The 7,920-nt window shown below is 73.5% G+C and carries 5 protein-coding genes and 3 pseudogenes; 2 read left to right on the forward strand and 6 right to left on the reverse strand.

The window, feature by feature from the left end; genetic code table 11:
- Window positions 1-110: 110 nt before the first annotated feature.
- Complete coding sequence (locus ACIQOV_RS17080; RefSeq protein WP_401049277.1) at window positions 111-1,187, reverse strand: zinc-binding alcohol dehydrogenase family protein; 1,077 nt, start codon at window positions 1,185-1,187, stop codon at window positions 111-113.
- Window positions 1,188-1,216: 29 nt separating this feature from the next.
- On the reverse strand, window positions 1,217-2,542 hold the full coding sequence (locus ACIQOV_RS17085; RefSeq protein ID WP_401049278.1) for a peptide ligase PGM1-related protein: 1,326 nt from the start codon (window positions 2,540-2,542) through the stop codon (window positions 1,217-1,219).
- 574 nt (window positions 2,543-3,116) lie between these two features.
- Here ACIQOV_RS17085 and ACIQOV_RS17090 point away from each other — a divergent pair.
- Window positions 3,117-4,160, forward strand: a complete 1,044-nt coding sequence (locus tag ACIQOV_RS17090; RefSeq protein ID WP_401049280.1) for an NAD(P)-dependent alcohol dehydrogenase — start codon at window positions 3,117-3,119, stop codon at window positions 4,158-4,160.
- 59 nt (window positions 4,161-4,219) lie between these two features.
- Window positions 4,220-5,125, forward strand: coding sequence for an NAD(P)H-binding protein (locus tag ACIQOV_RS17095; RefSeq protein ID WP_401049282.1), 906 nt, complete (start codon window positions 4,220-4,222; stop codon window positions 5,123-5,125).
- Between the two features lie 61 nt (window positions 5,126-5,186).
- On the opposite strand, the pseudogene ACIQOV_RS17100 reads toward ACIQOV_RS17095, so the two are convergent.
- The 4 genes and pseudogenes from ACIQOV_RS17100 to ACIQOV_RS17115 all read right to left on the reverse strand — a co-directional run.
- Window positions 5,187-5,519, reverse strand: a pseudogene (locus tag ACIQOV_RS17100) (SMP-30/gluconolactonase/LRE family protein); the annotation flags it as partial.
- 198 nt (window positions 5,520-5,717) lie between these two features.
- Window positions 5,718-6,671: pseudogene (locus ACIQOV_RS17105) on the reverse strand (chitinase); the annotation flags it as partial.
- A 207-nt stretch (window positions 6,672-6,878) separates the two neighbouring features.
- A pseudogene (locus ACIQOV_RS17110) lies at window positions 6,879-7,427 on the reverse strand (carbohydrate binding domain-containing protein); the annotation flags it as partial.
- A gap of 268 nt (window positions 7,428-7,695) precedes the next feature.
- The coding region (locus ACIQOV_RS17115) for a hypothetical protein (RefSeq protein ID WP_401049284.1) at window positions 7,696-7,920 on the reverse strand (225 nt) is incomplete at its 5' end.

Below are 7,920 nucleotides of genomic sequence, written 5' to 3' on the forward strand. Positions count from 1 at the left end.
TGTGGGCGGCGTCCAGGACGATCGTGGGGCTGCGGCGGACGACCTCCAGGCGGCCCGGCGAGGAGACGCCGGAGAAGGCCTGGCGGATCTTGTCCCCTCGCGCGCTTCGTTCACGCCTCGCGGCGGACGTCCACCAGCACCTTGCCCATGGTCTGCCGCGCGGCCATCGCCCGGTGCGCCGCGGCCACCCCGGACAGCGGCACGGTCCGGTCGATCCGCGCCACCACCCGCCGCTCGGCGGCGAGCCGGAACAGGTGGTCGGCGATGCCCTCGAACAGCGCCCGGTCGGTGAGCACGTGCCTGAGCCAGAAGCCCTGCACCCCCGCCGAGCGCTCGGTCAGGTCGCCCATCGTGAAGCCGTCCTCCACGCCCTCCCGCGCCCCGACCGACACCAGCCGCCCGAAGGGTGCCAGTCCGGCCAGCCCGGCGCGCAGCACCCGGCCGCCGACCGAGTCCACGAACAGGTCCAGCCCGCCCGACTCCGCGAGCCGCTCGCCCAGGTCGGGGTCCTCGGAGTCCAGCACGGCGTCGGCGCCCAGCGAGCGCAGGAACTCCCGCTTCTCCGGGGTGGAGGCCAGGGCGACCACCCGGCCCGCCCCCAGCTCCCTGGCCAGCTGCACCGCCAGGTGACCGACCCCGCCCGCGGCCGCGGACACCCCGACGGCGTCGCCCGGCCGCAGCCGCCCCGCCAGGACCAGCGCGCCGTACGCCGTCGCCCCCTGCTCCAGCAGCGCGAGCGCCTGCTCGTCGTCCACGCCGTCCGGCACCTCCACCGTGTGCGCCGCCTCGGGGACGGCCACCTCGGCGTACCCGCCGCCGGTGCGCAGCAGCGCGACGACCCTCCGGCCGTCCTCGCGGCGCCGCCCGACCGCGTCGACGCCGAGCACCAGCGGCAGCGGGAGCTGCAGGTACTCGCCGGCGCGGATCTCCAGGTCGGCGTAGTTGAGCCCGGCCAGGGTGACGTCCACCAGCACCTGGCCCGGCCCGGCCACCGGTTCCGGCACCGTCTCGATGCACAGCTCCTCCGGCCCGCCGTAGCGGTGGATCACCGCCGCGCGCATCCCCTTCCCGTCCACGGCCACCTCGTCCCCTCCCGCCTCCGCCTGGTCCACGGCCACCTCGTTCACGGCCACCTCGTTCACGGTCACCTCGATCTCGGTCGTCTCGTTCACGGTCGTCTCGTTCACGGTCGCGTCGTCCACGGTCGCCCGGGGCCTCATCCGGCGAACAGCGCGAGCAGCGCGCTCTCCAGGGCGCGGACGGCCTCCGGGCTCTCGGCGACCACGCAGTACATCACCGAGCCGTCGGCCGGCCCGAAGTCGTTGCTGTACAGCACGCCGGTGCCCGTCCGCGGGTCGAAGGCCAGCCCGGCCGCGCCGAGCGCCGCCACGGCCTCGGCGAAGGACGGCACCTTGAGGCCGGCGAGCTCCAGCAGGTGGCGCGAGCCGCGGTGCTCCTCGCGCAGCAGGCGGGCGGCGAAGATGTCGTGCAGGTGGCTGGAGCCGGTGAGCCGGCCGTTGGTCTCGTGGAAGTAGATCTCGCCCCCGGGCGTCAGCACGGCGTCCGCGCTGACCGTGCCCCGGTAGCCGATCACCCGCAGCGACTCGCACAACCGGGCTCCCTGCTCGACGAGTTCGGCCAGGACGCCCGCGTCCGGGGTGACCGGCGGGGTGATCTCGCCGACCACCACCGGCCGCATGACCATCTCACCGCAGCCGGCGAGCACCACGGCCGCGTCGTCGACGAGAAACTGGGCGTACAACGGCGCGCAGTCGGGGAAGTACCGCTCCACCACCACCCGTTGGCCGCGCCCGCCGGTCAGCCAGGTCCACCGCTCGGCCACGTAGGCGGCCACCGCCGCCCGGTCCGGCAGCGGAACCACCCGCTCGGCGCCGACCGCCTCCACCTTCTCGTCCCGGGCGAGGATCTCGTTGCCCAGCCCGCCCGCCTGGTACTCGACCTTCAGCATCACGCTGTGCCCCTGCCCCAGCAGGTGCTCGACAGCGGCCTCGACCTCGGCCGGCGAGCCGGCCACCGTCCCGGGCGGAATCGGCACCCCGACGCCGGCGGCCAGCGCCCGGAACCCCGCCTTGCTGTTGACCAGGGCGTTGCCGCCCTGCGCGGCGAAGGGCCGGCCGGGCATCGCGTGCGCCAGGCCGAGCGCGGCCGCCAGCCCGGCCACCGCGCCGTTCGGCGAGACGGCCAGCACCTCGTCGACGGTGCGCCCGTCCAGGACGCGGCGCAGCTCCGCGAGGAAGCCCGGGTCGACCAGGCGGTCGGTGGTGAGCACCTGGTCGCCGTGGGCGCCCGGCGGCGGCACCACGAAGGTCAGGCTGTCGGCCCGCACCCCGGTCAGCCCGGCGACGTACGCCAGGTACTCCGGGTCGGGGCCCCAGGGCAGCACCAGGACGTCGCCGTCCTCGGCCCACCAGAGCATCCGCTGTGCCCCGCACCCGGCGAACAGCTGCTCCAGCGGCGTCGCCCCGGTGAGGTCCCCGACCATCTCCTCGGTGCGGTTGTTCGCGATGCAGAGCGTCGTCATCTGGTGAACTCTCCCGGTGTCCGGCGCTGTCGCGGCCCACGGTTCTGGTCCCGCGCACGACACGGGTGTGGCGTGCGCTCCTGGTGTAGCGCACCGGGGTTGTTCTGGTTCGGTCCTCGGTCATTGAACAAAACGCCGAACAACCGGCGGCCCTCCGACCTGCGCGGTCGGGCCCGCCGGAGGGCCGGGCCGGCGTCGGCCCGAGCCGCGTACGGCACCCGCCGGTCGGCGGGAACAGGACCCGGTCGGCGGGAACAGGACAACGACGGCCCTCCTCGCGCAGCCTCTCCGGGCAGGACGACGGCTCCGGCCCGGGCTCGGCGCGGTACTCGCCGCAGGCGCGGTACCTCTCGTTCCGGTGGCCGACCCGGTCACCGGCGCCGTCGTACAGGGTCTCCGGGGTGCCGGTTCCGCCGCTTCCCCGGCCGGGCCGGCGGCGCGGCGCACCGTCCTCGTGGGTACCGTGGACGTGCTGGTCGACCGACCCGTCCGGCTCACCCGACCCGTCCGGCCCGGCCGACCCGGCCCGATCCGACCATCGCGGTTCCGTCCGCAGAAGGGGGAACGAACTCCCATGACCACCACTGTCGCCGCCTACGCCGCACCGGGCCCCAAGGCCCCGCTGGAACGCACCACCATCGAGCGCCGTGCGGTCGGCGAGCACGACCTGCTGATCGACATCGCCTTCGTCGGCATCTGCCACTCCGACATCCACCAGGCCCGCGAGGGCTGGGGCGAGGCGATCTTCCCCATGGTGCCCGGGCACGAGATCGCGGGCGTCGTCACCGGGGCCGGCCCCGGCGTCACGAGGTTCCGGGTCGGCGACCGGGTCGGCGTCGGCTGCATGGTCGACTCCTGCCGCACCTGCGACAACTGCCGGGCCGGCCTGGAGCAGTACTGCGACGACGGCCCGGTGTGGACGTACAACGCCGTCGGCAAGGACGGCCGGCCCACGTACGGCGGCTACGCGAAGAACGTGGTCGTCGACGAGAACTACGTGGTGCGCATCCCGGACGCGCTGCCGCTGGACAAGGCCGCCCCGCTGCTGTGCGCGGGCATCACCACCTACTCCCCGCTGCGGCACTGGAACGCCGGGCCCGGCACGCGGGTCGCCGTCGTCGGCCTCGGCGGGCTCGGCCACATGGGCGTGCAGATCGCCCACGCGCTCGGGGCCGAGGTCACCGTGCTGTCCCAGTCCCTGCGCAAGAAGGACGACGGCCTGCGGCTGGGCGCCGACCACTACCACGCGACCAGCGACCCGGCGACCTTCCAGGAGCTCGCGGGCACCTTCGACCTCGTCCTCAACACCGTCTCCGCCCCGCTCGACTTCGCCGCCTACTTCTCCCTGCTGCGCACCGACGGGGCCATGGTCAACGTCGGCCTCCCGGAGGAGCCCGTGGAGGTCGACCTCCGGCGGCTGGCCGGCAAGCGCCGCAGCATGAGCTCCTCGGGCATCGGCGGGATCGCCGAGACCCAGGAGATGCTGGACTTCTGCGCCGAGCACGGCGTGGCGGCCGAGATCGAGCTGATCGGCGCCGACCGGATCAACGACGCCTACGAGCGCGTCCTCGCCAGCGACGTCCGCTACCGCTTCGTCATCGACACCGCCACCATCTGACGACCGGCCGGGCCGGGCCGCACCGGGCCCGCGCCGCGCCGAACACTTCGGAGGAGACCGTGCAACCGATCCTGGTGACCGGGGCCGCCGGCCGCGTCGGGGGCGTCGGACGGTCCGTGGTCGAGGACCTGCGGCGGCGGGGCCTCCCGGTCCGCGCCCTGGTGCACCGCGACGACGGGCGCGCGCGGGCCCTGCGGGCGACCGGCGCCGAGGTCGTCGTCGGGGACCTGACCCGCACGGACGACGTCCTCGCCGCCCTGGCCGGCTGCCGCCGGACGTACTTCGGCATGGGCGTCTCCGACCAGTACCTGGAGGCCGCCCTCACGGCGGCGGCCGTGGCCCGGGAGGCGGGGCGGCTGGAGGTGTTCGTGAACATGTCCCAGCTGACCGTCTCCGAGCTGGGACTCTCCGCCGCCGGCGAGTCCCACCAGCACCGGCAGCAGTGGCTGGTCGAACAGGTGCTGAGCTGGTCGGGCCTGCCCGTCGTCGAGGTCCGGCCCACCGTGTTCCTGGAGAACCCGCTCTTCCGGGCCGGACTGTCCTCGATCGCCAGGGACGGCACCGTCAGGCTGCCGTTCGGGCGGGCCAGGACCTCCCCCGTGGCGGCCACGGACGTCGCCGCGGTCGTCGCGGAGGTCCTGGCCGACCCGGCCCCGCACCTCGGCCGGGTCTACGAGCTGACCGGCCCGCGCTCCCAGGACGGCCCGGCCATCGCCGCGGAGGCCTCCGAAGCCCTCGGCCGGCCCGTCCGTTACGTCGACGTCCCGCTGCGGGAGTGGATCGACCACGACCTCGCACCGCTGGAGCTGCCGGACCACGTCCTCCGGCACATCTCCACCATGGCCCGTCTCCACGCCGAGAACCGCTACGACCGCCGGACCGACGGCGTCCGGCAGGTCACCGGCCGCCCCGCCACCGGCGTGGGCGACTTCGTCCGGCGGAACGCCGGCCTGTTCACCGGCTGACCAGCGGGGACGCGGCGGGCCGGCGTTCCCCCCGCCGCGAGCGGCCGGGCGGGCGCGTCTCCTACTGGAAGGAGACGCGGCGGGCGCCCGTCATGGACGTCACCAGGGAGTACAGCGAGGTGGTGGCGGTGATGAACATCCGGTTCCGCTTCGGGCCGCCGAAGGTGAGGTTCGAGACCGGCTCGGGAACACGGATGCGGCCGAGGAGAGTGGCGTCGGGGGCGTAGCAGTGGACGCCGTCGTCGAAGGCCGACGCCCAGAGCCGGCCGTCGCGGTCGAAGCGGATGTTGTCGAAGCGGCAGCCGACGCCCTTGACGAAGATCCGGTCGCCGGTGAGGGTGCCGTCCTCCCGGATGTCGAAGACCCGGATGTGCCCGGCCCGGCTGTCGTTGACGTCGCCCTGCGAACGGCCCCCCGCGCCCGAGGGCTTCGACGGCCCGCGCCCCGGGCTCCGAGCCGGGCGCGGCTCCGGTCGGTGACCGGGCCGCGCCCGGAGCGGTGCACCGGGGCGCGGGCCGTCGGCGGGAACTCCGGGAGCTCCGGGGGCATCAGGAGCTCCGGAGATTCCGGGGATTCCGGGGATTCCGGGGTATCAACGCCCCTGGAGGCGCTTGACGTTGTCGCCGAAGGACCAGCCCTTCGAGCCGTCCCAGTTGAGCGACCACGTCATGAGCCCCTTCAGCGAGCCACTGAAGGCGTTCCACGACTGACCGACCAGGCCCGTGTCCATGTAGCCGCCGCCCGCACCGGGCTGGGCCGGCAGGCCGGGCACCTGCTTGTCGTAGGGCACCCGGATGGTGGTGCCCTGGATGGTCAGGCCGTTGTTCAGGCAGGTGGTCTGCGCGGTGAAGCCCTGGACGGTACCGGCCTGGTAGGAGTCGCCGGAGCAGCCGTACATGCTGCCGTTGTAGTACTGCATGTTCAGCCACCACAGCTGCCCGTTGTCGGCGTACTTCTTGACGATCGGCAGGTAGGCGCCCCAGATCGACCCGTAGTTGACGCTTCCGCCGGTGACGTACGCGGTCTCGGGGGCCATCGTCAGGCCGAAGCCCGCGGGCATCTGGGACAGCACGCCGTCGATGATGCGGATCAGGTTGGCCTGGGAGGCGGACAGCGTGTTGATGTTGCCGCTCCCGGACAGGCCGGTCTCGATGTCGATGTCGATTCCGTCGAAGTTGTACTTCTTCAGGATCGGGACGACGGTCGCGACGAACTTGTCGGCGACGGTGCTGGAGCTCAGGTCGATGCCGGCGGCGGCGCCGCCGATCGACATCAGGATCGTCGCCCCGGCCGCCTTGGCCTGGCACATCTCGGCGGGGGTCGAGACCTTGACGTTGGTGTCCATGCCGTCCTGCCACAGGACGGTGCCGTCCGAGAGGATCACCGGGAAGGCGGCGTTGATGACGTTGTAGCCGTGCGCGGCGATCCGGCTGTCCGTGATGGGCACCCAGCCCATGCCGGGGTGGACGCCGTTCAGGGCGCCGTCCCAGTTCTCCCAGTACCCCTGGAGGACCTTGCCGGACGGCTTGGGCTTCGTGGGGCAGGTGTCGCTCGGCGGCGTGGTGGTGGGCGGCGTCGTGGTGGGCGTCGACGTCGTCGGCGGTGTGCTGGTGGGCGGCGTGGTGGTCGGCGTCGACGACGTCGGAGGCGCGGTGGTCGGCGTGGTGGCGGTCGGCGAGGGACTGCTGCCGCCGGGGCCGGTGAGCGACACGTCGTCCGCGTAGAACGCGGGCTGCCCGTACCAGCCGTGCAGGAAGACGGTCACCGAGGTGGTGTTCGCCCCGGTGGTGAAGCCCACGCCGAGTTGGCTGTACGACGCGCTGTTCGCCGTCCAGGTGGAGGCGTCGGTGACACCGGTGCCGGTGGCGCCCAGGTAGATGTAGCTGCCCTGGACGTAGGCGCTCAGCGTGTACTGGGAGTTGGGCTGCACGCTGATGGTCTGGGTGCACTGGGCGGTGTCCTGGCCGGTCGGCATGGCCTTGAGCGCGGAGGCGCCGGAGTGGACCGGGCTGCTCACCGCCGCACCCGCGCCGCCGGAACAGGTCCAGTCGGAAAGCCCGTTCTCGAAGCCGGGGTTGGCCACCAGGTTGGGGGTGGCGGCCCCGGCCGTGACGGTGCCCGCCACGGCGATGCCGGCGCCGATGACGGCTGCGGCGCTCACCCCGGCGAGGAAGCGCTTCAGGACGGTCGGCCCGTGCTCCGGGCCGCCGGTCCGGTGCACCTGTACTGCGCGTTCCACGGTCGCCCGCTCCGGGCGGAATCCGCCCGACGGGCGTGGTATGCGCGACCTCCGACGAAACATGCTGTGCTCCCTTTCCGCCGAGCGTCATGGACATGACCGACGCGTGGGGGCGTGACGCCCGGCTCTGGGTGAGGTGGGGGAAACATGTGGGGCTGTGCCGGACCGGATCGTAGGAGGGGCGACAAGGGGAGTCAATAGGTCTGGACCAATTAGGTCTGGACCAATTGCAGAGGGCGCGCACGACGACGCCGCCCGGTCCGCTCCGTACGAGCGGGCCGGGCGGCGTCGTCGTCGTGCGACGGCCGTGGTCAGTCCACCGCCGCCCCCACTACCCGTGCGCCGCGGCGGCGGCCGCCGCGAGCGTGGCGACCTGGGGCTTGCGGATGTCGGAGTGCGCACCGGAGAACGGCTCGCCCGCCACGTTGTCGATGACGGCGGCGGCGTTCACCCGGTAGAAGGTCCCGGGCACGAAGGCGTAGTCGATGCCGCCCTCGGCCTGGCTTCCACTACTCGGTGCACCTGGCCTGCCAGTCGCTGCTGCTGGGCCAGAGCG

The organism is Kitasatospora sp. NPDC091257, from assembly GCF_044757675.1.
Classification (GTDB): domain Bacteria; phylum Actinomycetota; class Actinomycetes; order Streptomycetales; family Streptomycetaceae; genus Kitasatospora; species Kitasatospora lactacystinica.